This window comes from Rahnella victoriana (genome assembly GCF_021276285.1).
Classification (GTDB): Bacteria; Pseudomonadota; Gammaproteobacteria; order Enterobacterales; family Enterobacteriaceae; genus Rahnella; species Rahnella victoriana.
Genome location: NZ_CP089919.1, coordinates 3489252 through 3512123, shown reverse-complemented (window position 1 = coordinate 3512123; position 22872 = coordinate 3489252). Strand labels below are relative to the sequence as shown.

Sequence of the window (22872 nt, the reverse complement as noted above, 5' to 3'; positions counted from 1 at the left end):
TATTGTCTCCACACTTATTTTGCTTTGCCGGTAGCGATCACACCCATCGCCAGCGCGCGGTCTAATGTCGTCAGTAACAGGTGTTCCTGTGTACCGTGTTCGTTTTCCCAATCCTGGGTATTCGCATGAAGTGAGTCGTGACACCGTCTGCACAGCGGGATCACGAACAGGTCATGCGCTTTTGTTGCCATACCGCCAAAGCCATTGCCGGTTATATGGTGCGGATCATCAGAACCATTGCCACAGCCGCAGCATGCCTGGCGCTTTACCCATTGAGTGTATTTCGTGTTTTCGTACCGGCGGCGCTTCGGGATACGAAGGTAAGATTCCGGCGTCTCCGGATCGATTGCCAGCGCCAGCACCGGTTTGATGTTGCTCGTCAGCACTTCACGTGGCTCGCGTTCGCCGGGGTTGATATCGGATTCCTTCAGCTGTTCGCCAGGCGGCCGGTATCTCATCCCCAGCGCCTCGCAGATAATTTCCTCCGGCAGATGGGCGGCCAGACCGTTACTGATAGCCCACCAGCAAAGCTCCGGCAAAGTCAGTTGGTGGCCGGCAGGTAACCGGGAGCGTGCACGGATCATCTCAGACACAAATTCAGTGGCGTTCGCCCGGGCCGCTGCATCAAGTTTCTCGGATCCTTTCCCGTGATATTCGTTGTCATGGGACCAGCATAGGGACACCACGCCACGCCCACGGCGAGACTGAATCAGTTCGTGATGATGGTACTGGCCGCCAAAGTCGGTGCATTGGCAACCGCGATTGCGCTTAACCCACAACGTGAGGGCATCCCACCCGTCAACCAGATTGATAATCGGCTCTGAGGTCAGAAATATTGCAAGGCGTGGATCACGCGATAACGGCTGAGCCTCCACCGGTACCAGTCCGTCTGCCGCGCCGCGCAGGTCAGCCGGCTCATCGGTGATCAACAGGCGTTTCCCGCTGAAATGCTGCAGCAGGTCACCCGGCGGCCGTAACAGCACGATCCCCAGATCCCGCTGCGGGTATGGTTTCAGTAATGCTCTCACGCTGGGTTCCCCTGTCTCTGTCGCAGATAGCCAGCCCACAACCCGGCAACCCATTCAACACCCTTCGCCGTGAAGCGCGCCTGACGGAATGCATGTTGGCTATTCAGGCTTGTACCGGTTTTCACCTCAAACCGCCCTGCCTCTAAATGATTGGCCTTTGGCGTCAACTGGCCTTCCAGCCGGTAAACAATGTCTTTCTCGAGCAGGAACATCCGGAATTCCGGTTCTTTCGCATGCAGCAATTTACAGACGGCGCGGAATCCCATAGATCCCTTAGCCATGACGTACTGATCAACGAATTCCACTTTCGGCGCCGCCAGCGCCAGCTGAGATTCCAGTACCTGTTTTTCTTCGGCCAAGTCAGCAGCCATGCGGAGAGCTTCCGGCAAAGACTGAGGTAACTGGCTTTTCGATTCCAGCTCCTGCCAGCGGTCAACTACTGCGGCGGTGAACTCGGGCGACAGCCGGGCAACCAGCACCAGCGAATCGCGCTTATTGAACCAGTACTCCTGATATTCTTCCCCGTTCTGTTCGTGTTGATAGGGGGTGTGCTCCAACGGCGCGCTTAAAATACCAGCAACCACCAGCCGTTCTGCCGACCGTTTGACATTGCTGTGCTTACTCTGCACCAGCGCAGCAATCTCACGGCTCGACATCGTTACCACTTTTCCTGACAGCAAACTGTTCGACATAATCTCTCCACAGGTTAAACCGGCTGCACACCGGCGGTTTTGAAATCAGTAATCGTTATTTCTGCCTTCCCATCTTTGGTAACCGGTCCCCACTCGACCAGCATGCGTTTGATCTGGCTGTCGTCCTTCCAGATCCCCGCGTGGGTCAGGCCATCAAACAGCGCCTTCTGAAAATTATCTAAATCGCGTTTCGCCCTGGTCGGCGGGTAGAGAACCAGATGCACATCCAGTTCGGTGAGTAGTGCCGTCGGTCGGCTGCGCAACTGCTGATAAATTGACGCCAGCGCATTTGACCGGAAGATCCGCCCGCGCTCGCTGATCAGCACGCCCTTTCTGGTAGAGCGCCAGTAACCGTTGACGCTTGGCGGGAATGGCAGGGTTAATTGCATGCAATCTCCCCCGCCTTGATAAGGCTATTCAGCACCGCATCAGCATGTTCCCGCGCCGCGGTGTAATCAGCCGGGCAATATTCACCGGTGATGGATATGGCCTTCAGATATCCTGAATATGCATTCATCCAAATTTGCTGTAGTAGGCTCACGCAGCCACCTCCTGCAGATAGTCAGCGCCAGCGGTGATCAGGACATCACGTGAAACCGTGGTGAACTGGCCGCGCGGCTTGATGAATGGGCGCCAGATAACCAGCATGCTGCCCTTGCTGTTTCCGTTCTTCCCCGGCTTGCCGGTACCGGCATTGATGAAGGACAGACGACCATCAGTGATAAAGCGGATTTCGTCGACGGTAGTCAGCGCCAGCGAGAACCAACCTGTTGAGGTATCGGCGGGCAGCAGCATTACCACCGGCTGGTGCTGGGCGCGGCATTGCTCGGCGGCCTTCTCAACCCACGGGGTGATCGCGCTGTATGGAGGGTTACACCAGATTGCGCCGTAGCTTTGCCACTCAGCAGCCAGCGCATCATCGCCTTCAGTCAGGTACCGGGCGCACAGCGCGTTCTGGTGGTCAGCTGCAGCATCAAGATAAAAACCGAACTCCAGATCCAGCGCAGTGAAGACTTCAACCGGCGTCTGCCAGCGGTCTTTGTGTTCGATCGGTGTGGTGCTTGCAAATTCAGAAGTCATGCGGCTTTCACTCCCTGCTGGCGCTGGGCGCATTCTTTCCAGATGCGATTCCAGGTGCTGATCGCGAAATCACTGCGCATGCCGCGCACACTTGCCTTACTTGCCTCGGTACAAACCAGTTTTTCCAAATTACTCGGGGCTTTGGCCGCCGCAATGCCACTGATGAACCGGCGGTAAGCTGAATCGCGTTCTGAGGTATCAACGGCTACTTCGCCGCGATCCCACTTCCCGTTTTTACGAGCTGGGCGGCCAGCACGATTCCATGCGTTGGCTCCCTCGAGGTAGCCAGGGAACTTTGAAGGCTGGAACAGCGTGGACGGTCGCAGGTATTCGGCCATTTCCAGATCGCCGCCCCACTTGGCATGCATGTAATCAACGGTCAGTTGCTGTTCTTCACGGGTGAAGCCTTCACGCAGTCTGGCGCGGATGTTATCCAGTGAGGATTTGCTGACCTGATAGCGTGAGCCGGTGGTCTGGTTCAGGTAATTCAGAACCTGTTTAGCCTGATCAGTAATTTCGACTTCTGCGTCGGTCTGCGCAGCAGGCTGACAAGGGGTTTTAATATCTGATGGATCTTGTTTTGAATTTACTAACGGATCCCCCCCAGATTCTGGCGGGTGAAAACCGGTATTCGTGCTCGATTTTGATGCGTCGGATTTTGACCGGTCAGAATTTGATGTGTCAGATTTTGATGTGTCAGAATCTGACGGTTCAGCAGCTGCACGCAGCTTTGCAATATTCAGCTGGTACATGTTCGATGTGTTGCGGTTTCCCTTGCGGCGCTGGGTACTGGTGATCCAGCCGTCAGCCTCAAGTTTGCCCAGCGTTGTACGCACAGTGCTTTCACCTGCACCCAGCTGGCGGGCAATCGTAGTGATAGACGGCCAGCACAGGCCCTCGTCAGAACTGAAGTCAGCGAGGCGCGCCATAATGGCCACCGCCGATATTTTTAAACCGGCAGCAGCGCAACCATCCCAGACATATGCGGATAACTTAACGCTCATAGGACCCTCTTAAACTTTCGCCGGAATTGTTCAGTAGGCTGTGCGCACTCATGCGGGTAACCGGCGCGCATGAAGATGACGCGATCCCCTGCTCTGTCGAAGCCCACGACGTGTACCACAACGCCACGCCAATCCTTGTAGTTCCGGTCCAGCTTCTGGATTTCTTCAGACATGCGCTCACCTTCCGGCTGTGCTCACAGACATAACCTACCCACCACGCCGCGAACTGGTAGTTGCACGGCATCCAGCGGTTACCTATCATCACTTCATACGAGAAAGAGCACGCGACTCCGCCAGTCACTGACTTACAGCGCATTTGCGGAACGCCAGCTTTTATGAGTAGACTGTTCATGCGTTAATTACTCCACACGATTTGTTAATGCACCGACGCCTCGGGACTGCACTCCTGAGGCGTCAACCCTTTCATGCAAAGCCACAACTGACTTCACGTACTCATCGCGGGCAGCTAGATGCTTACGATGCAGAGCCATAATTTCGGCCTTTTCGTCCTGGTCAATAACGCCATCATCTGCAATTGACGCATTGATTTGCTGATCAACCTTCCCGCTCTTTGCCGCTACCTTTACCCCTTTGATAAACAGATCAACGTGGTCCAGTTCGTCACGATTGGGGATTTCAACGAAAAAGCCTCCCCGGCGCTGAGCAAAATAATCCGCCAGGTGGTTGGTACCGCTGATGTCTTCCATCGCTTCCAGCTCAACAATTTCGAAGAACCGGCAGCCGTTTTTTTCGTACAGGTTGTTGTTGAACTGCGTTTCAGTCATGCCCAGAGCGCCAGCCATTGCCGACCGGCCGCCGGGATAGGCTTTGCACATTGCTTTAACTACTGATTTCAGGTCTACCATGTTGTTTTCCCTTTGGTAGTTATATTCAGGCGGCTGGGATCATAGAATTCAATTCAGGCCAAATTCCCTGCCAGTCATCTGGATGCAGATCCTTACGGCTTACAGCACCGTCAGAGTTTGTTTCGATAAGTACTGATAAAGCGGGGCCTAATTTTTGTTTCTTACTGATTGCCTTGCGAAGGTATTCAACGGAGGTGCTGCATTTAGCTGCAAAGTCGCGTTGCTCACCGATGCTCAGGGCATTGAGATAAATTCTTAGCGTGTCCATGTTTCCTCCTGAGTTAGTTACTCAAAGTATACTTACAAGTAAACTTTAATCAATACTCACAGGTCATTTACCTAAGAGTAATTTTTAGTAAGATGAAGTCATGAAAGAAGACAATAATTCCGAAATATACGAATGCCGCCGACTTAAACTGAAAGAGTTGGTAGGGCGATTTGAAACGCAGAGAGCCTTTTCTGAGGCTACTGGTATCGATGTTACAGTTGTGTCTCGAATGCTTTACCCTGAAGGCAAGTCCGGAAAGAGAAATATCGGGGAGAAGGCCGTCAGACAAATAGAAGACGCCTTAAAACTCAGTAGAGGCTGGATGGATGGAATATCAGCTGAGAGCAGTAATGTCTCGTTTGCCGGTTTTAATGACACGGCAGGTGTTTACCCCGTTATAAGCTGGGTTAGTGCTGGGGCATGGTCTGAAGCTATTGAGCCTTATCATCAAAAAAGCATCGATCGTTGGCTTGAAACTACAGTTGAATGTTCAGAAAATTCATTTTGGCTTGACGTGAAAGGCGACTCAATGACTGCGCCAGCCGGGCTCAGCATACCTGAAGGAATGGTAATTTTAGTTGATCCAGAGGTCGAAGCGACGAACGGTAAATTGGTTGTTGCAAAGCTTGAATCTGACAATGAAGCTACATTTAAAAAATACGTTGAGGACGCCGGGCGGAAATTTTTGAAGGCTCTTAATCCTCAGTGGCCAATGACAGAAATTAATGGTAATTGCAAAATTATAGGCGTTGTTGTTGACGCTAAAATAGCGAACCTGCCATGACTTATCATTGATTCTAAAGGAATAATCATTGATGGAACTTTTAATTATTGCCGCCGTGCTCGGGCTAATCCCGGCGTTTATTGCTCAAAGTAAAGGAAGGTCTTTCGGGGCATGGTGGCTCTATGGTTTCCTCATCTTTATCGTTGCGATTATTCATGTCCTGATTATCCCGTCCTTACACAATCCATCTGTAAAATCATCTGAATTACGCGAATGCCCTTTTTGTGCTGAGCCTATAAAGCGCCAGGCTTTGAAGTGCAAACATTGCGGCAGTGAGGTTTCGCCCCTTCCTTCATTGGTTGAAATCCATGGCGATGGGACGAAAATTGCATGGAAAAGGGTTGGAGTTCTTATTCTATCCTTGGCAGTCACTCTGATCATTATCAGGTTCTTTGGTGTAAAGTAATTTTAACCAATTGAATCAAAAGCATATTAACCCCCTCAGTTTCAATCCTTTCATTGTTAGTTACTTTTCTTACCCCTCCACAAACTCAAATAAATTGCCCCACCATTCAAAGATATAGCCACGTCCTGTCATTTTATTTACTCCAAGGTATTTACTTTAAATTTACTTGTAAGTATATTTACCTCATCAACATCACAACGACCATCGCAATAGCGGGAACCTGTAAGCCATCTTTACAAGTTCAGATGTAAACCAGAAGTTGACGACTGCTTCACAACGGGAAGAACACTGGGGGGTTGATGAACTCACTTACCATAAACCCAGTATGACCACAGTCCCAGTGTTCTTCCCGTTGTGGTGAATGCGCAGGTTGATGCGCTATCAAAATGCGCCGGAGCCAGTCCGTAAATCCGGGCCGCCATGGACATATGCCGGAGATAGTTCAGTACCGGCCACCACAACCGCGAGTTGATCCAGCGCGTTATCTGGTCAGTGACCTGCCTGCACTCTCATGGCAGTGACGGCTGGGAAAGACCAGCACACAACGGTGTGAATCATTCTTGTCTCTGGTCCACTTTTCGCGAGTGGTGGGGACAGGTAGCCACACAAGCCGCAACGCGAAGCGGCCCGAGTGGAGTTAAGCGTGGAGAACCGGACTGAGAAGTGAGAGCTCAGGGGGATGATTCACACCGTTGTGCAAAGCATCCTGGTGATGGTCGGGTTCCCTACCCGATTGCGGGTTCGACTCCCGCCGCCCAATCAGATCGACGTGGAACCTCGATAATTGCTGTGTGTAGTTGTCTTTCGGCGGTGGCATGACTCTTCAACCATCCAACATCAGGGGGAGCGAAGATAGTGTTCTGATCATGACCACCGCCAATTTTTTCGCATACATAGACAAGGGTTCGCTGGCCCCACCAGCACACCCAGTGCAACACCGGTGGCCCTTTTCTATGTGTGTGAGTTCCACGCCCAGTGCAGTGGGCATAACAGGAGTGATTAACGTGAAAGAACTTTGGTTTAAAAGCGTCCAGATTTACCGCATGAGCCGCGATATCGTGCTCGATGCAGCGGAAATGCAACGTCAGATGGCTCAGTTCGTTTTCTCGCCGTGCGGCAGCCAGGACATGGCGAAAACCGGCTGGGTATCGCCGATGGGTAAGTTCGGTACCGAAAAGCTTGTCCATTCCGCCGGTCACCAGCTGCTGATTTGCGCGAAACGTGAAGAGAAAATCCTTCCGGCGCAGGTCATCAAACAAGAGTTGCAGGACAAGATTGATCAGCTGCAAAACGAGCAGCATCGAAAGCTGAAGAAAACCGAAAAGGATTCATTGAAAGATGAAGTGCTGCATACCCTGATGCCGCGCGCGTTCAGCCGTATCAGCCAGACCTTTATGTGGATTGACCTCGATAACCGTCTGATCATGGTCGCCGCGGTGAGCACCAAAAAGGCTGAAGACCTGCTGGCGTTACTGCGCAAAAGCCTCGGTTCCCTGCCGGTGGTGCCGCTGACCATGGAAACGCCTATCGAGCTGACCCTGACCGATTGGGTGCGCACCGGTGAGCCGCCAGCTACGTTTGCCTTGCAGGATGAAGCCGAGCTGAAAGCCATTCTGGAAGAAGGCGGCACAATCCGCTGTAAGAAACAGGCATTGGTCAGCGACGAAATCAGCAGCCACATCGAAAACGGTAAGCTGGTCACTCAGATTTCGATGGATTGGCAGGAACGCGTCAGCTTCCAGATCAACGATGCATTCATGTTGAAAAAGCTGAAACCGAGCGACACCCTGGCCGATCAGAACGACGACATCGACCGCGAAGATTTTGCCGCGCGCTTTAATGCCGATTTCATTCTGGTGACCAGCGAGTATTCCGCGCTGATTTCGAACCTTATTTCCGCTCTGGGCGGCGAAGCCCAAAGATAATTTAAACCGCTGAATTTTATTAATTGCCATCACTGGCAAGGGATTCGCTCACGCCGAAATCAGCTAAAGGGGTATTTCATGAAAACTGATATCGCTTTCTATCTGATCCTCGGCGTGGTTATGGCAATCACTTATTTAGGAGTGCAACTATGAAAAATAAATCAATTCATGCTCGTTTCATTCGCCGCTGGGCCGTCCGCTTCAAACCTTTCTGCGATTCAAAGTTGTCACCAGTTTGGCGTAAACATCACATAAAAGGCTATATCCGCGAAACGGCGTTAGTTTCTGCCGATTGCTGGTTGGATGGCATGGCTGCGGAGATTGCTATCGAAGAATGGAAAGGGATGGGGAAAGAGTATTGGACACCAGAGTTTCATGACTGGTACGACCCGCAGAGGAAAAACTTTCTATCCAGAGCTTTGGTCGCCGCCCAGGCGCTTACTGTCGATGTGATCGATGACTGCATCGATGAAGAAATCTCTTGCTGGAATGACTAACTATGAAAGAGCGCCCTATCTTATTCAACGCTGAAATGGTTAAGGCCATTCTCAGTGGTCGCAAAACGCAGACGCGGCGGGTGGTTAAATTCCCGCTTCGCGATGTGAACATGGGCTGTGAACTCGCCGGTAATGAATTGGCCGGTGAGGTTAAAGCTGGAGATTACCGTAACTGCCCACTGGGTCAGCCTGGCGATCAACTCTGGGTGCGGGAGACGTTCGCGACCCTTGGTAACGAAGATGGCTGTGCAATCGACTGGCAAGAAAATCTGGTAAAGACTGGTGGCCCAGATGCAGCACGAGTATATCGCGCAAGCTGCGAGCAGCGACCCGGCAATTATGGCCTATGGTCAATTCCTGATGATGCATTCTGGAAGCCTCACACCGAGAACATGCAATACGAAGGTTCTTGGGTTCCATCCATCCACATGCCTCGCTGGGCAAGCCGTATTCAGTTGGAAATAATCAATGTAGGCGTTCAGCGTCTTCAGGATATCAGTTCAGGTGATGCAGTCCGCGAAGGTATTTGCCAGCTTCCAGCCTCTGGCCGCTACTGCATTAATCCCGGTGATCAGTATTTCGGTGGTGCCAGCCGCAGCGCTAAAGAAGTGTATTCCTGGTTGTGGGAGTCGATTTACGGTGAGGGCAGTTGGCAGGCTAACCCGTGGGTCTGGGTGATCGAATTCGAGCGTGTAGCGCCAGCAGGAGATCAGTCATGAAAGTGTACATCGCCGGCCCGATGACCGGTCGGCCCTATTCCAATCGCCCTTCTTTCAACCAGGCTGCGCTGAATCTTTCATTCGAAAAGCATGTCCCGCTTAATCCTGCGACCCTGCCGGACGGACTTACTGAGGCAGATTACATGGCTATTGGACTGACGATGCTGCAGCGCGCTGAAGCTATTTACCTGCTGGCAGGTTGGCACTCCAGTGCGGGCGCCAGAGCGGAATATGCACTGGCTTTAAAGCTGGGGTTGGAAGTAATCGAGCAGAAGGAAATGAGCCATGACTGATAAAACACAGATGGAATATTACTTCGAGTTCCCTGCGTCATACGGTTTTCAGGGCGACACGTATGTTTTGCTGATGGCTATTCCGGGCAGAACGCTGACCAGAGTCTTGTCGTCTGATAATTTCGGCCATGCATTGGACCGTTCACAGCGCGAAATTAACAAAACGCGGGTTAAAAAATTCCATGACTACTTAGTCAATTCAGTTGAAACCAAGACGGCCTTCATTATTCCGCCGCTGGTTGGTAACTGCGATTCTGATATTGAATTCGAACCGTTCGGAAACACAAACGTCGGCATCGTAAGATTCCCTATGGATGCAGAAATTAAATTATTTGATGGTCAGCACCGCGCCGCCGGGATCAGCGAGTTTTGCCGGAACTACAGCACCTCGGTTTCAGTTCCTCTGATGCTGACACAGAAATTACCGCTAAAAGTAAGGCAGCAGTTTTTCTCTGACATAAATAACAACGTCTCGAAACCGTCCGCCGCCATCAATATGGTTTACAACGGAAGAGATGCTGTTGCCCAAAGCATGGTGTCTTTCCTTTCTACTCACGAACTTTTCTCAGTGATCACTGACTTTGAGCACAATGTTGTTCCGGCCAAAAGCGAGTTGTGGATCAGCTTTAAGGCGCTGAGTGATGCAACAGCAAAATTCTCTGTCAGTAAGGGGAATGAAGTCTCAACAGGTGATATTTACGACATCTGGGAGGCGTGGCTTAGCTTTACCGCTATCAAGGATCTTCACCATTCTGTTTCACCCGCTGAATACAAACGGGATTACATCCAGTTCCACGCCGTGATGATCAATGCATTCGGCTACGCAATTCAGGAGCTGCTTAAACATCGTCCGGTTCAGGGGGTTGTGTTGATGATCGAAGAGTTAGCCAACAAGAGCACATCTCTTGATCTGGAAAACTTCTTCGAGATTTCAAATTGGGGAGGCATTTGTGCCAATACAGACAAAGAAAGGCCAAAGGTAATTGCCAGTATTCCGGCTCAAAAGGCAGCCGGTCAGCGCCTAGCTATTGCGATTCAACAGACATCTTTCAAACCGGATGTTGCATGACTGAGTCAAACCGCTCGCATTTAGTCAGACGGTTACTTGTGAAACGAATGCTGAATCTGTGGTTTGTTCCAGTTGAGTTTGCGCCAGCAATGCCGCCTGGGGAGAAAATGCCCTGGTGGCGAGCTGGGAAATATTACGGCCGTTTTCGGATCAGTCAGTAAGCCGGTGTGCAGCCGGCTATAACTAAACGTGTGGAGAAAAATTATGAACACAGCTTTTTTATTAATGGCCGAGTTTGAAACAGCCACCATTAGCCTCTCTGATGTAGCAGAACGTTATTTCGGCATGAAACCATCAACAGCCGAGAGCAAAGCCGCAATTGGGCAGTTTCCGGTACCAACCTTCCGCGCCAGCGATAGCCAGAAGTCGCCACGGATGATCCACATTCAAGACTTAGCGGACCATCTCGATAGGCAGAGGCAGAAGGGAAAGGAGCTTTTCGAAAGTATGCAAAGCAGAGCGTAAGCTGCCGGGGAAACCCGGTTTTTTTTAATTTATTTTTGGGGATTCTCATTTATTGCACGGGTATTTAGATGTGTATCAGCACCCCAAGAGTACCCCTTAATGATATAAATGATTGTTTTAAATAAAAGAAGCCCCGCCAATGTGACGGGGCCTGGTACTTGCGCAGGGCGACGCAATAAGGGTCGTGTGACCCGGTTAAATTTGCTGTCGTTACGCCGTGCGGGATATTTCATCGTCAAACTGCAATGTGCTTTTCATTGCGGCAACAATATCGCCGTCTACGCAATAACGACTGAATTCATCAAAATCCGTGTCAGAACTCATGGTGACACCGGCTTTGCGGTAGCGCATGGAAGAAGGCACCTGACGCCCTGCTGAGCTGTGCAATTCGGTCAGCCCGATATCGACAAACTTTTGCAGGTTGGTCAGCCGCACACCCGCGCCCGCCATAATAATAGGACCACGCGTCAGCTGATTCAGTTCCCGAAGCATCGGTAATCCGACCTCGGCATTTTGCTGTTGGCCTGAAGTCAGAATGCGCGCCACCCCTAACTGAGTCAACTGCTCTAATGCGATCTTCGGGTTAAGACACATATCGAATGCGCGATGGAATGTCACGGCCATATCGCCGCACAGCGCCATCACTTCCCGCATTCTTGGCATATCAATATGCCCTTCCGCATCGAGCATACCGACGACCAGCCCGGGAAAGCCGAGATCACGGATACAGGCGATGTCACTTTTCAACACCTCAAACTCACTCTGGCTGTAGCAAAAGTCACCGCCCCGCGGACGTACAATCGGATGTACCGGGATGGTCACTTTTTCCTTCGCCAGTTTCAGGGTGCCGTAACTCGGCGTAATACCGCCGTCAGCCTGACTGGCGCATAATTCGACGCGATCGGCTCCGGCTTGTTCTGCTGTCAACGCACAGTCCACGCTGTAACAACACACTTCTAATTTAGTCATGTGATCTCTCCTGATTACGGCATTATGCTACAACACTTGTCTGTAACCGGCCATGTCGCGTAGGCTTTGAGATGAGCATCCCCGCCCAACCTGCTTGCTTAGGAAAGCTAACTATGACACTCAATTTTGATTTATGGGTAGACCGCAGTCACAGTGATAGCGTTAAGTGGAATAAATACTCCCATCAGGATGTGATTCCACTTTGGGTAGCCGATACCGATTTCACGTCTCCGCCGCAGGTTATCAAAGAGTTACAGCAACGCGTCGCCGAAGGCGTCTTCGGGTATGGTTTTACTCCGCCGGAACTGACTGATTTAGTGGTCAGCCGCATGGCAGAACGGTATGACTGGGCGATCAGGCCCGAATGGATCGTCTGGTTGCCGGGGCTGGTGTGCGGATTGAACGTCGCCGTGCGCGCTGTCGTTGCTGCGCATGACACCAGTCTGATGCCGATGCCTGTCTATCCTCCTTTTATGCAGGCGGCGCAATCGGAAGGACGACAGTTTAAATCTGTTAATGTGAATGAGCAGCAACAGCGTTGGGTGGCCGATTTTGCAGCGGCTGAAAACCAGCTTGATGGCAGCGAAAAACTGCTGATGTTGTGCAACCCGTATAATCCGGGCGGAACGGTCTATCGCCGCGAGGAATTACTCGAACAGCACGCTTTCGCACAACGTCACGATCTGGTGGTGTGCTCGGATGAAATTCATTGTGACCTGATCCTCGAACCGGGCCTGAAGCACATTCCGTTTGCCGCACTGAATGCCGATGCCGCACAGCGTTCGATCACGCTGATGTCACCTTCAAAAACCTTCAACCTCGCCGGTCTGGGCGCCTCGATGGCGATTATCCCGAATGCGGAATTACGCCGTAAATTTCTGGAAACCAGCAAAGGCATTGTGCCGCACGTCAACATTCTGGCCTATGTCGCCGCCACGGCCGCCTACCGCGACGGTGAAGCATGGCTTGTCGCGCAGCTTGAATACCTGCGCGGTAACCGCGAATTAGTCACCGCCAGAATCAACGCCATGCCGGGATTGCGCATGCTGGCACCCGAAGGCACTTATCTCGGCTGGATTGATGCCAGTGCGCTGCCGGTACAGGATCCTTACCGCTTCTTTGTTGAAGCCGGTGTCGGTTTCTCAGGCGGAGCGGATTTCGGCGCACCGGCCTTTGTACGTATCAATCTCGGCTGCCAGCGCGCATTACTGGAAAAAGCGCTGGATCGCATGGAAGCCGCGTTGCAGACATTGCAACGTTAGCGGTCTTCCCTTTCACTGGCGACAATCGCACGCAGACTGTGCGGATGGAATTTGATGGTCACGGAGCCGTCGGTTATCGCCAGCGTCGGGTTCGGCAAACGTTCGTTTTCTCCTTTCGGCGCGCTTTGTTTCAGCTTAATACCGGGTGTCATCAGTGCTTCATCGGCAATCAGTGCCAGCGCCCGTGTAGATAATTCGTCTTCCGCGCCGGGCAGGACAATCTCAATGTGTTCCCAGCCTTCATGCGGATAACGCTTATCACCGGGATACGGCAATTCCACCAGATCGATACTCAGCGGGCCGACCTGCAAAGGCGCGTTAAGCGAAAACAGACAAATCGGCCGCCCGTTAATCAGGGTTTCATTCAGCAGGCTGCCGCATTGTTCCAGCCCTGCCCGCCAGCGGTCCGCCGTGGTGTTCTGATGGCAACGGACTGAAATATGATCCGCATGAAAATCGCCGAGATTGAGTTGCAATTTGGCGGCAAACGCCGTCAGCACACCGACAAAACGCGGCAAATCTCCGGCTAAATCCTCTAACTCAGTCACCTGTTTCATGGCCGTTATCCTGTCTCATTTTAGTTTGCTTGTCTTCAGGGTCGGGTAATTTACACAGCCTTTCATCCGGTTGCCAGAGACATGCCGCAGAAACGCGTTTTCCTCACCTGCCTTCATGCGGCGATACTGACGCCGCGGGGCTAATATGATATAAACACGCATCATTTTAGGTTCGTCCGCATTGGGATGAACAGCAAACAACCACATTCCTAAATAAAGGTACTTCGGTGAATATTCAGTCACTTCTTTCAGATAAAGTCAGCCAGGCGCTGATCGCTGCAGGCGCTTCTGCCGACAGCGAAGCGCAAGTCCGTCAGTCCGCTAAAGCACAGTTTGGCGACTATCAGGCTAATGGTGTTATGTCCGTGGCGAAAAAACTCGGTATGCCACCACGACAACTGGCAGAGAAAGTGGTTGAACTGTTAGACCTGAACGGTATTGCTCACAAAGTCGAAATCGCCGGACCGGGCTTTATCAATATCTTCCTGGACCCTGCTTTCGTGGGTGCACACGTTGACAGCGCACTTAACGACGAAAAACTGGGCATCACGCCGGTTGAACCGCAAACCATCGTCATCGACTACTCTGCACCGAACGTGGCAAAAGAGATGCACGTCGGTCACATCCGTTCCACCATCATCGGTGACGCGGCCGTGCGTACCAATGAACTGCTCGGTCATAAAGTGATCCGTGCTAACCATGTCGGTGACTGGGGCACACAGTTTGGGATGCTGATCGCCTATCTGGAAAAAGTGCAGAACGAAAACGCGGCGGACATGAACCTGTCTGACCTCGAAGAATTCTACCGTGCCGCCAAGAAAAACTATGACGAAGACGAAGCCTTCGCCGAACGTGCACGTGGCTACGTGGTGAAGTTGCAGGGCGGCGACGAATATTGCCTGCAAATGTGGCGCAAACTGGTCGACGTGACCATGAAGCAAAACCAGCTGACCTATCACCGCCTGAACGTCACCCTGACCGAAGACGATGTGATGGGTGAAAGCCTGTATAACAGCATGCTGCCGGGCATCGTTGCCGATTTGCAAGCCAAAGGGCTGGCGGTCGACAGCGAAGGCGCGGTGGTTGTCTATCTTGATGAATACAAAAACAAAGAAGGCGACCCGATGGGCGTCATCATCCGTAAAAAAGATGGCGGCTACCTGTACACCACCACCGATATCGCCTGCGCGAAATATCGCTACGAAACACTGGGTGCGGATCGCGTTCTGTATTACATCGACTCCCGTCAGCATCAGCACCTGATGCAGGCGTGGACCATCGCCCGTAAAGCCGGTTATGTGCCGGATTCCGTGGCGCTCGAACACCATATGTTCGGCATGATGCTGGGCAAAGACGGCAAGCCGTTCAAAACCCGCTCTGGCGGCACGGTGAAACTGTCTGATCTGCTGGATGAAGCGATTGACCGCGCACGTAAGCTGATCACGGAAAAGAACCCGGAACTGAAAGACGCTGAAGAGCTGGAAAAACTGGTGAACGCGGTAGGTATCGGCGCAATCAAATACGCCGACCTGTCAAAAAGCCGGACCACGGATTACATCTTCGACTGGGACAACATGCTGGCCTTCGAAGGTAACACCGCGCCTTATATGCAATATGCCTACACCCGCGTGGCCTCCATCTTCAAACGCGCTGACATCGACGTGAACAGCCTGACCCAACCGGTCGTACTGAGCGAAGAACGCGAAGCCGCGCTGGCCACCCGCCTGTTGCAGTTCGAAGAAGTGCTGACTGTCGTCGCCCGCGAAGGCACGCCGCACACCATGTGCGCTTATCTGTACGACGTGGCCGGTCTGTTCTCCAGCTTCTACGAGCACTGCCCGATCCTGAACGCAGAAGACGAAACCAGCCGCAACAGCCGTCTGAAACTGGCACTGCTGACTCAGCGCACGCTGAAAACCGGTCTGGATACGCTGGGTATCGAAACCGTAGAACGCATGTAATTCGCGGTTTGTGGCATTAAAAAAGGGCGCTCAGGCGCCCTTTTGTGTTTCTGAGATTCGGATGAATCAATCTAACCGGCGGGCAAATTCCTTCACACGGAAACCCAGCAGGCCGAGCACAGCAAAATAAGCCACCACGCCCACGGCCACTACGGCCGCCAGACGCGCCAGACGATAGGCCATACCGCCCACGTCCCAGGCTGGCATCACGTACATCATGCCAAGCAATGCTGCGGACATTGCTACCACGGCAACAATCAGCTTGATGAGGAAAATTCTCCAGCCCGGTTGTGGCTGGAAGATGTCCTGCTTACGCAGTTGCCAGTACAACAGGGACGCATTCAGACAGGCCGCCAGCCCAATCGACAGGGAAAGCCCGGCGTGTTTGAGTGGCCCGATAAAGGCGAGGTTCATCACCTGCGTCATCAGTAAGGTGATGATGGCAATTTTCACCGGCGTTTTGATGTCCTGACGCGAATAGAAGCCAGGTGCCAGCACTTTCACCACAATCAGCCCCATCAGCCCGACGGAATAAGCCACCAGCGCGCGCTGGGTCATCGAAGCATCAAAGGCACTGAATTTACCGTACTGGAATAAGGCAACCGTCAGCGGTTTTGCCAGAATGCCCAGCGCCACAGAACTTGGCAGCGCCAGCAGGAAACACAGACGCAGCCCCCAGTCCATCAGGCGGTTGTATTCGCCGTGATTACCGCTGGAGAAGCTGCGTGCCAGCGACGGCAGCAGGATGGTGCCCAGCGCCACGCCCAGCACGCCGGAAGGAAACTCCATCAGGCGGTCAGCGTAATACATCCACGACACTGAGCCGGAGACCAGAAACGAGGCGAAAATCGTGTTGATGATCAGTGAAATCTGGCTGACGGACACCCCTAAAATCGCCGGTCCCATCTGGCGCATCACACGCCATACACCGGCATCTTTCAGATTCAGACGCGGCAACACCAGCATGCCGATTTTCTTCAGATGCGGCAGTTGGTAACCCAGTTGCAGCAACCCACCGGCCACCACCGCCCAGGCCAGCGCCAGCACCGGGGGATGGAAATACGGTGCCGCGAACAACGCAAAACCGATCATACTGACGTTGAGGAAGGTCGGTGCAAAAGCGGGTATCGAGAAACGGTTCCAGGTGTTAAGGATCGCCCCGACCAGCGAGGCCAGTGAAATCAGCAGGATATACGGAAAGGTGATGCGCAGCAGCGAGCTGGTCAGCGCAAATTTGTCCGGCGAATCGACAAAGCCCGGCGCGGTAATATAAATCACCCACGGCGCAGCGATCATACCCAGCACCGTGACTATCGCCAGAACCAGTGTCAGCAGCCCCGACACATAAGCAATAAAGGTGCGCGTGGCTTCCTCGCCCTGCTGCGTTTTGTACTCCGCCAGAATCGGCACGAAAGCCTGCGAGAATGCGCCTTCTGCAAAAATACGTCTCAGTAAATTGGGCAGTTTGAACGCCACAAAAAAGGCGTCGGTGACCATTCCGGCGCCAAACACACGAGCCACAATGGCATCGCGGGCAAAACCTAATACACGTGAGAACATCGTCATTGAACTGACGGCTGCCAAAGATTTAAGTAGATTCATGTCACTTTTCTTGTTTACCGGTTTGTTTTTAATTCAGACAGTTAAACGACCACGCCTGCATCAGCAGGCGTGAAAGATGAACCGGCATGGCTCAAAGATGCGCTTAGTCTACGCATCCGCCATGCAATAGCCACCGGCAGTTGTTTTATGTTGTTATAGATTGTTAACCGCACCATCCTGCGCGGTATTCCCTAGTCTGCCTGCAAGATTTTCTCGATCATTGCCTGCGCATAAATCGCCTGCTCACCGCTGGTTTCCGGCGCAGTGTGATTGCTCACACAATCGACAAAGTGTTCAATGGCACCGACAAATCCACGTTGCGTCAGCGTACTTTGCCAGCCCGGTACCGGAAGTTGCGTCAGAATATCCTGCTGCTCTTCGCGCCAGATTTGCATGTTGTCCAGCTGATACACCGCGCCCTCAGTCACCGCCTGAACACTCTCGCGGAAAGTGCCCGCACGGCGATGCATCGATGTAGTGACCAGCGTTTCGCCGCACAGGAAATGATGTTCACCGTAGAGCATCTGATTGGCTTCGTTAATCTGAATCAGGCCGCTTTCCAGACTGGCATTGCCGCCCGCCAGCCACAGCGCGGTATCGACGACGTGCAGATAATCATCCAGCAAGGTGAAGCGCAGATCGTGTGGGCCGACGCTGTCCGTACGGTGCTTATCCATGCGCAACGACGCAGGATTTTGCATCTGGTCCTTCAGCTTGCGGTACAACGGCGCAAAGCGGCGGTTGAAACCGACCATCAGCGTTTTACCTGCTTTATGCGCCTGTTCAACCAACTGTTCAGCCTGATCAAGTTCTGCAGCCAGCGGTTTATCAACATACACATGCACGCCCTGCGCCAGCAATTGCCTGACCACTTCAAAATGGCTGTCGGTGCTGCTGTGCACAAAAACGGCGTCACACTGCCCTGCCAGCTCGTCCATCCGCGAATAATTCGCCATCCGGTAACTGTCGCAGACCGCCTGCGCTTTCTGCTGATTAGGGGAAAAACCGCCCACCAGCGTCCAGTTTTGTGCATGACTGAGTACCGGCAGATACGCCTTTTGCGCGATACCGCCCAGCCCGATAACACCAATACGCAATTTACTCACACTCTGCTCCTGTTAATCGGCGAGATGCTGCAACAAATTTTCCAGACGCTGCTTCAGTTCCGCGACTTCCGCCTCCAGCGTTTCTACCCGTGCCGCCAGACCGGCACTCTCCGGCGCGGCACTGAACGCAGGTTCGTCGGCGGCACTGGCCGCGTCACTGACTTCGCCGCTGAACAGATGCATAAACCGGCTTTCACGTTTGCCCGGTTCGCGGGCCAGACGCACGCAAAACGGGCCGTCTTCGCGGTTCGCCAGTTCGGTCAACGTCTGTTCAACTTCGCCGACATCGGAAAAATCATGCAGGCGGTTGGTGCGGGTGCGCAGCTCGCCCGGCGTCTGTGCGCCGCGCAACAACAGTGTGGTCACCACCGCAACTTCCTGCGGGGAAAATTTGAGATTGCCGAATTCAGAGTTACAGAAACGATGCTCGTACTTCATGGTGCGCGAGCCGCTGAGGGTGCGGATAATGTGTTTACGCAGCAGGAGATCCAGCGTTTGCTGAACGTCACTTTCGCTCAGTTCCATGACCGGTTCGCGGTTGGTTTTCTGATTGCAGGCCGTGGTCAGGCCGTTGAGGGTCATCGGATATTGTTCTGGCGTGGTGAGCTGTTTTTCCAGCATACAGCCCACGACACGGGCTTCCCGGGCGCTGAGTTCATGTTTCATCTTGCTCTCCTTATCGGGACGGGGGTGTCCATTCTTGCCAGGTGAGTGCCGTCAGCACGTGGTCCTGCCATTTGCCGTCGATCAGCAGGTAATCTTTCGCGTAACCCTCACGTTCAAATCCGAGGCGTTCGAGAAGCTGACCGCTGCGTTTATTGTGTGGCATGTAATTGGCCATAATGCGGTGCATTTTCTGCTGACGTTGCATATAGCGGATAAGGGTTTGCAACGCTTCCTGCATCAGCCCTTTGCCCTGCCATTCCTGACCCAGCGAATAGCCGAGGAAACAGGCATGGAAGGAACCGCGCAGCACATTACTGAAATTCGCCACGCCCATCACACGATTTTCGTCCGGATCGAGCAGGATAAAATAATAAGCACTGCCCTGTTTTTGCATCTCGGTGATTAACCCCAGACGCGCCTGCCAGCCGGAAGGATAACAATGACTTTCATCCCTGACCGGTTCCCAGGGTTTCAGAAACGCCCGGTTCTCAGCGTAGTATTCAGCCAGCCGGTGCGCATCGCGGTCATGAACCAGGCGCAGGACCATCCGGTCAGTGGTAAGCCGCACCTTTGGCACGGCAGATTTGTAGCCAAACATCCCTTCCCTCCACATCCCGCATGGGTCGATAAATAGAATTTATAGGAAACGACAGATCACCGCTAATTCTGCCAGTCAGAACGCGGCTTGACGATAAAAAAATATTATCAATAGCGCCCTATCTAATTGCCCGATTCCGGTTCAGACTGGATGCGTCTTTTCTCCTTTCTGTATCTGCCGGACAGGATACAAATAATCGCTCATGGTGAAGCATGTCTCTGGTATCACAAGCTCGGAGCTTGGGTAAGTATTTTCTGTTATTAGACAACGCGCTGGTTATTTTAGGCTTTTTCGTGGTTTTTCCGTTGATCTCGATCCGATTTGTCGATCAGCTTGGCTGGGCCGCCATGGCCGTCGGTCTGGCACTGGGCGTACGTCAGCTGACACAGCAGGGATTAGGCATTTTTGGCGGCGCGATTGCCGACCGCTTTGGCGCAAAACCGATGATCATCACCGGCATGTTATTGCGTGCCGCCGGATTTGCCACCATGGCGATGGCTGACCAGCCGTGGATCCTGGTGTGCTCCTGTATTCTCTCCGGCCTTGGCGGCACCTTGTTTGATCCGCCGCGTACCGCGCTGGTCATCAAACTCACCCGTCCGCACGAGCGCAGCCGTTTCTTCTCCCTGATGATGATGCAGGACAGCGCGGGTGCCGTCATTGGCGCCCTGATCGGCAGCTGGCTGTTGCAGTACGATTTTCATTATGTCTGCTGGGCGGGTGCCGCTATTTTCTGTCTGGCAGCGGCCTGCAACGCCTGGCTGTTACCCGCTTACCGTATTTCCACCCTGCGTACGCCGATGCGCGAAGGCATGATGCGCGTGTTACGCGACCGTCGTTTTCTGGCTTATGTGCTGACGCTGACCGGCTATTACATGCTGACCGTGCAGGTGATGCTGATGCTGCCGATCGCGGTCAATGATGTTGCCGGAAGTCCGGCGGCGGTGAAATGGATGTATGCCGTCGAAGCCGTATTGTCCCTGACGCTGCTGTATCCGATTGCCCGCTGGAGCGAAAAACGTTTCCGTCTCGAACAGCGTCTGATGTTCGGCCTGCTGATCATGACACTCAGCCTGCTGCCGGTCGGGCTGGTCACTTCTATCAATCCGTTATTGCTGCTGATCGGTTTCTTCTATATCGGCTCCATTATTGCCGAACCGGCGCGTGAAACCCTCAGCGCATCACTGGCCGATGCCCGCGCGCGCGGCAGCTACATGGGCTTCAGCCGTCTCGGTCTGGCGCTTGGCGGCGTTATCGGTTACACCGGTGGCGGCTGGATGTACGACACCGGCCGCGCCCTGGATCTGCCTGAGCTGCCGTGGTTTTTACTCGGCGTCGTGGGTTTCATTACCCTCACCGGTTTGTACTGGCAGTTCAACCTGCGCCGCATCGAACCGGCCATGCTCAGCGGTGGCTGATCTTTTACTCATTTTTTAATACCCAAAATGATTGGCGTTGTAACAAGGCGGCAAGCGGGTGAATCCCGATGAACTGACAAAGGTCAGTGATTCGGGTAAACGAGCGTAGCCAACACAGTGACAGCGACAAGCATGACAGGTAGGTTTGATCTCACCCGCATCTATACCCATACTGAATCATAGCGTTAGATAAAATCCGAACCTACATCCGGCAGTTTTCATGCACCCTACAGGTCAGCGCCGGCGATAACAGGAGCTAAAAACGATGAGACTTTACGTTTACGAACATTGCCCATTCTGCGTGAAAGCACGCATGATTTTCGGTTTGAAAAATATCCCGGTTGAGATCAAGGTGCTGCTCAACGACGATGAAAAAACGCCCGTTTCGATGGTGGGTAAAAAGATGGTGCCGATCCTGCAAAAAGAGGATGGCGGCTTCATGCCGGAGAGCATGGACATCGTGCATTACATCGACAAAAGCGACGGTAAGCCGCTGCTGACCGGCCCGCTGAATGCCCAGGTGGCCGCATGGTTGCGTCAGGTTTCTGAATACACCGGTCGCCTGCTGTTGCCGCGTTTTGCTACCGCGCCGCTGGAAGAGTTCTCCACGCCGGAAGCCCGTAAATACTTCTCCGATAAAAAACAGGCCGCCAGTGGCAGCTTCGCGGAACACCTGCAACATTCCGAAGGTCTGGTGAAGAAAATCAGTCAGGATTTGCGCGCACTCGACAAGCTGATCGTCGAGCCGAATGCGGTGAATGGCGAACTTTCTGAGGATGATATTAACCTGTGGCCGCTGCTGCGTTCACTGTCGATTGTTCAGGGTATCGACTGGCCTTCACGTGTTCAGGCTTATCGCGACAACATGGCGAAACAAACCCAGGTTAATTTACTGACCCGCCTGGCAAGTTAAGCCCGTCAACCTTATCTGCCGGAAGTGCGCTTCCGGCAATTTCCCCTTTTCTTCCCTCCCTTCAGCACTTAGGCTAATCAGCGTTGTCTGATTGGAGTAATGCCGCTTTGCGGTCATGCTGACAAAATAGTTTTTACGTAATGAGGGAAGAATGACAAAGCGATTTTTAGGTGCCGCCGTACTGATGTGTGCCAGCCTGCTGGCAGGCTGTAACCAGCTGACGCAGTACACCATCAGCGAACAGCAGGTGAATGATTATCTGCAAAAGAACAACAACTTCGAAAAACAGTTGGGTGTTCCGGGACTGGTGGATGCAAAACTGGTACTGACCCATCTCAGCAGCCAGATTGGCCGCGCTGAGCCGGGCATCGTGACGCTGACCGGTGACGCTCATGTCGATATTTCCTCCCTGTTCGGCCCGCAGAAAGCCGATATGCATCTGACCCTGAAAGCGCATCCGACCTATGACCGTGAAAAAGGCGCCATTTTCCTGCGGGATATGCAGGTATCTGATTACACCATCAAACCTGAGAAAATGGATAACGTGATGAAAGGCCTGATGCCTTATCTGAACAACTCGCTGAACACCTATTTCAACCAGCGCCCGGCGTATGTGCTTAATGGCGATCGCAGCAAAGGCGAAGCGATGGCGAAAAAACTGGCGAAAGGGATAGAAGTGAAACCGGGACAACTGGTGATCCCGTTCACTGACTGACCGGCAAAA

At 52.9% G+C, this 22872-nt stretch carries 27 protein-coding genes and 1 pseudogene; 13 read left to right on the top strand and 15 right to left on the bottom strand.

The annotated features are described in order from the left end of the window. Positions 1-14: 14 nt before the first annotated feature. From J9880_RS16210 to J9880_RS16170, 9 genes are all read right to left on the bottom strand, one after another. The gene (locus J9880_RS16210) at positions 15-1028 is read right to left on the bottom strand and encodes a DUF968 domain-containing protein (protein WP_232769612.1); all 1014 of its coding nucleotides are present in this window, start codon (positions 1026-1028) and stop codon (positions 15-17) included. After that, entirely contained in the window at positions 1025-1720 is a 696-nt protein-coding gene (locus J9880_RS16205) for a phage antirepressor KilAC domain-containing protein (RefSeq protein WP_232769611.1), read from the bottom strand. The genes J9880_RS16210 and J9880_RS16205 overlap by 4 nt, the downstream gene beginning before the upstream one ends. 14 nt (positions 1721-1734) lie before the next feature. Continuing rightward, positions 1735-2109, bottom strand: a complete 375-nt coding sequence (locus tag J9880_RS16200) for a RusA family crossover junction endodeoxyribonuclease (protein WP_232769610.1) — start codon at positions 2107-2109, stop codon at positions 1735-1737. Beyond that, positions 2100-2261, bottom strand: a complete 162-nt coding sequence (locus J9880_RS16195) for a hypothetical protein (protein WP_232769609.1) — start codon at positions 2259-2261, stop codon at positions 2100-2102. The genes J9880_RS16200 and J9880_RS16195 overlap by 10 nt, the downstream gene beginning before the upstream one ends. Continuing rightward, entirely contained in the window at positions 2258-2800 is a 543-nt protein-coding gene (locus J9880_RS16190) for a phage N-6-adenine-methyltransferase (RefSeq protein WP_232769608.1), read from the bottom strand. The genes J9880_RS16195 and J9880_RS16190 overlap by 4 nt, the downstream gene beginning before the upstream one ends. Then, the gene (locus tag J9880_RS16185; RefSeq protein WP_232769607.1) at positions 2797-3804 is read right to left on the bottom strand and encodes a conserved phage C-terminal domain-containing protein; all 1008 of its coding nucleotides are present in this window, start codon (positions 3802-3804) and stop codon (positions 2797-2799) included. Before J9880_RS16185 ends, J9880_RS16190 begins: the two co-directional genes overlap by 4 nt. Further along, complete coding sequence (locus J9880_RS16180) at positions 3801-3977, bottom strand: DUF4222 domain-containing protein (RefSeq protein ID WP_133822230.1); 177 nt, start codon at positions 3975-3977, stop codon at positions 3801-3803. Before J9880_RS16180 ends, J9880_RS16185 begins: the two co-directional genes overlap by 4 nt. Before the next feature lie 186 nt (positions 3978-4163). Further along, a complete protein-coding gene (locus J9880_RS16175; protein WP_133822229.1) occupies positions 4164-4670 on the bottom strand; it encodes a YmfL family putative regulatory protein in 507 nt (168 codons plus the stop codon). A gap of 25 nt (positions 4671-4695) precedes the next feature. Then, on the bottom strand, positions 4696-4938 hold the full coding sequence (locus tag J9880_RS16170; protein WP_133822228.1) for a transcriptional regulator: 243 nt from the start codon (positions 4936-4938) through the stop codon (positions 4696-4698). Positions 4939-5038: 100 nt separating this feature from the next. On the opposite strand from J9880_RS16170, the gene J9880_RS16165 reads away from it, so the two are divergent. The 8 genes and pseudogenes from J9880_RS16165 (at position 5039) to J9880_RS16130 (ending at position 11096) form a co-directional block, all read left to right on the top strand. Then, positions 5039-5722, top strand: coding sequence for a LexA family protein (locus tag J9880_RS16165; RefSeq protein ID WP_232769606.1), 684 nt, complete (start codon positions 5039-5041; stop codon positions 5720-5722). A gap of 31 nt (positions 5723-5753) precedes the next feature. Beyond that, positions 5754-6005, top strand: a pseudogene (locus J9880_RS16160) (zinc ribbon domain-containing protein); the annotation flags it as partial. 1166 nt (positions 6006-7171) lie between these two features. Then, complete coding sequence (gene rdgC, locus J9880_RS16155) at positions 7172-8053, top strand: recombination-associated protein RdgC (RefSeq protein WP_232770481.1); 882 nt, start codon at positions 7172-7174, stop codon at positions 8051-8053. A gap of 149 nt (positions 8054-8202) precedes the next feature. After that, positions 8203-8550 carry a hypothetical protein gene (locus J9880_RS16150; protein ID WP_232769604.1) on the top strand — a complete coding sequence of 116 codons (348 nt, stop codon included), beginning with the start codon at positions 8203-8205 and terminating at the stop codon, positions 8548-8550. A 2-nt stretch (positions 8551-8552) separates the two neighbouring features. Continuing rightward, positions 8553-9269: an ASCH domain-containing protein gene (locus J9880_RS16145; protein WP_232769603.1), complete on the top strand. Its 717-nt coding sequence runs from the start codon at positions 8553-8555 to the stop codon at positions 9267-9269. Then, positions 9266-9562 carry a DUF4406 domain-containing protein gene (locus J9880_RS16140; protein WP_232769602.1) on the top strand — a complete coding sequence of 99 codons (297 nt, stop codon included), beginning with the start codon at positions 9266-9268 and terminating at the stop codon, positions 9560-9562. Before J9880_RS16145 ends, J9880_RS16140 begins: the two co-directional genes overlap by 4 nt. After that, positions 9555-10631 carry a DGQHR domain-containing protein gene (locus J9880_RS16135; protein WP_232769601.1) on the top strand — a complete coding sequence of 359 codons (1077 nt, stop codon included), beginning with the start codon at positions 9555-9557 and terminating at the stop codon, positions 10629-10631. Before J9880_RS16140 ends, J9880_RS16135 begins: the two co-directional genes overlap by 8 nt. Before the next feature lie 204 nt (positions 10632-10835). Next, positions 10836-11096: a pyocin activator PrtN family protein gene (locus J9880_RS16130; protein ID WP_119822305.1), complete on the top strand. Its 261-nt coding sequence runs from the start codon at positions 10836-10838 to the stop codon at positions 11094-11096. Positions 11097-11306: 210 nt separating this feature from the next. Here the strand turns inward: J9880_RS16130 and cutC are convergent, their stop codons facing one another. Then, positions 11307-12065, bottom strand: coding sequence for a copper homeostasis protein CutC (gene cutC, locus J9880_RS16125; protein WP_232769600.1), 759 nt, complete (start codon positions 12063-12065; stop codon positions 11307-11309). Between the two features lie 113 nt (positions 12066-12178). On the opposite strand from cutC, the gene J9880_RS16120 reads away from it, so the two are divergent. Continuing rightward, positions 12179-13327: a MalY/PatB family protein gene (locus J9880_RS16120; RefSeq protein ID WP_119822304.1), complete on the top strand. Its 1149-nt coding sequence runs from the start codon at positions 12179-12181 to the stop codon at positions 13325-13327. Here J9880_RS16120 and J9880_RS16115 read toward each other — a convergent pair. After that, positions 13324-13884, bottom strand: a complete 561-nt coding sequence (locus J9880_RS16115; protein WP_119822303.1) for a VOC family protein — start codon at positions 13882-13884, stop codon at positions 13324-13326. The genes J9880_RS16120 and J9880_RS16115 overlap by 4 nt on opposite strands. 227 nt (positions 13885-14111) lie before the next feature. On the opposite strand from J9880_RS16115, the gene argS reads away from it, so the two are divergent. Then, positions 14112-15845, top strand: a complete 1734-nt coding sequence (gene argS / locus J9880_RS16110) for an arginine--tRNA ligase (protein ID WP_232769599.1) — start codon at positions 14112-14114, stop codon at positions 15843-15845. A gap of 66 nt (positions 15846-15911) precedes the next feature. Here argS and murJ read toward each other — a convergent pair whose 3' ends face one another. The 4 genes from murJ to rimJ all read right to left on the bottom strand — a co-directional run bounded on the left by murJ (position 15912) and on the right by rimJ (position 19817). Continuing rightward, entirely contained in the window at positions 15912-17447 is a 1536-nt protein-coding gene (gene murJ / locus J9880_RS16105) for a murein biosynthesis integral membrane protein MurJ (protein WP_095922396.1), read from the bottom strand. 191 nt (positions 17448-17638) lie between these two features. Further along, a complete protein-coding gene (locus J9880_RS16100; RefSeq protein ID WP_232769598.1) occupies positions 17639-18553 on the bottom strand; it encodes a Gfo/Idh/MocA family protein in 915 nt (304 codons plus the stop codon). A 12-nt stretch (positions 18554-18565) separates the two neighbouring features. After that, positions 18566-19219 carry a YceH family protein gene (locus J9880_RS16095; RefSeq protein WP_232769597.1) on the bottom strand — a complete coding sequence of 218 codons (654 nt, stop codon included), beginning with the start codon at positions 19217-19219 and terminating at the stop codon, positions 18566-18568. Positions 19220-19229: 10 nt separating this feature from the next. Further along, positions 19230-19817 carry a ribosomal protein S5-alanine N-acetyltransferase gene (gene rimJ / locus J9880_RS16090; protein ID WP_013575017.1) on the bottom strand — a complete coding sequence of 196 codons (588 nt, stop codon included), beginning with the start codon at positions 19815-19817 and terminating at the stop codon, positions 19230-19232. A gap of 212 nt (positions 19818-20029) precedes the next feature. Here rimJ and mdtH point away from each other — a divergent pair, with 212 nt between their 5' ends. From mdtH to J9880_RS16075, 3 genes are all read left to right on the top strand, one after another. Next, entirely contained in the window at positions 20030-21235 is a 1206-nt protein-coding gene (gene mdtH, locus J9880_RS16085) for a multidrug efflux MFS transporter MdtH (RefSeq protein ID WP_095922400.1), read from the top strand. Between the two features lie 265 nt (positions 21236-21500). Beyond that, positions 21501-22148 carry a glutaredoxin 2 gene (grxB, locus tag J9880_RS16080; protein WP_131693196.1) on the top strand — a complete coding sequence of 216 codons (648 nt, stop codon included), beginning with the start codon at positions 21501-21503 and terminating at the stop codon, positions 22146-22148. A gap of 151 nt (positions 22149-22299) precedes the next feature. Beyond that, positions 22300-22863, top strand: a complete 564-nt coding sequence (locus tag J9880_RS16075) for a lipoprotein (protein WP_095922402.1) — start codon at positions 22300-22302, stop codon at positions 22861-22863. Positions 22864-22872: the final 9 nt, after the last annotated feature.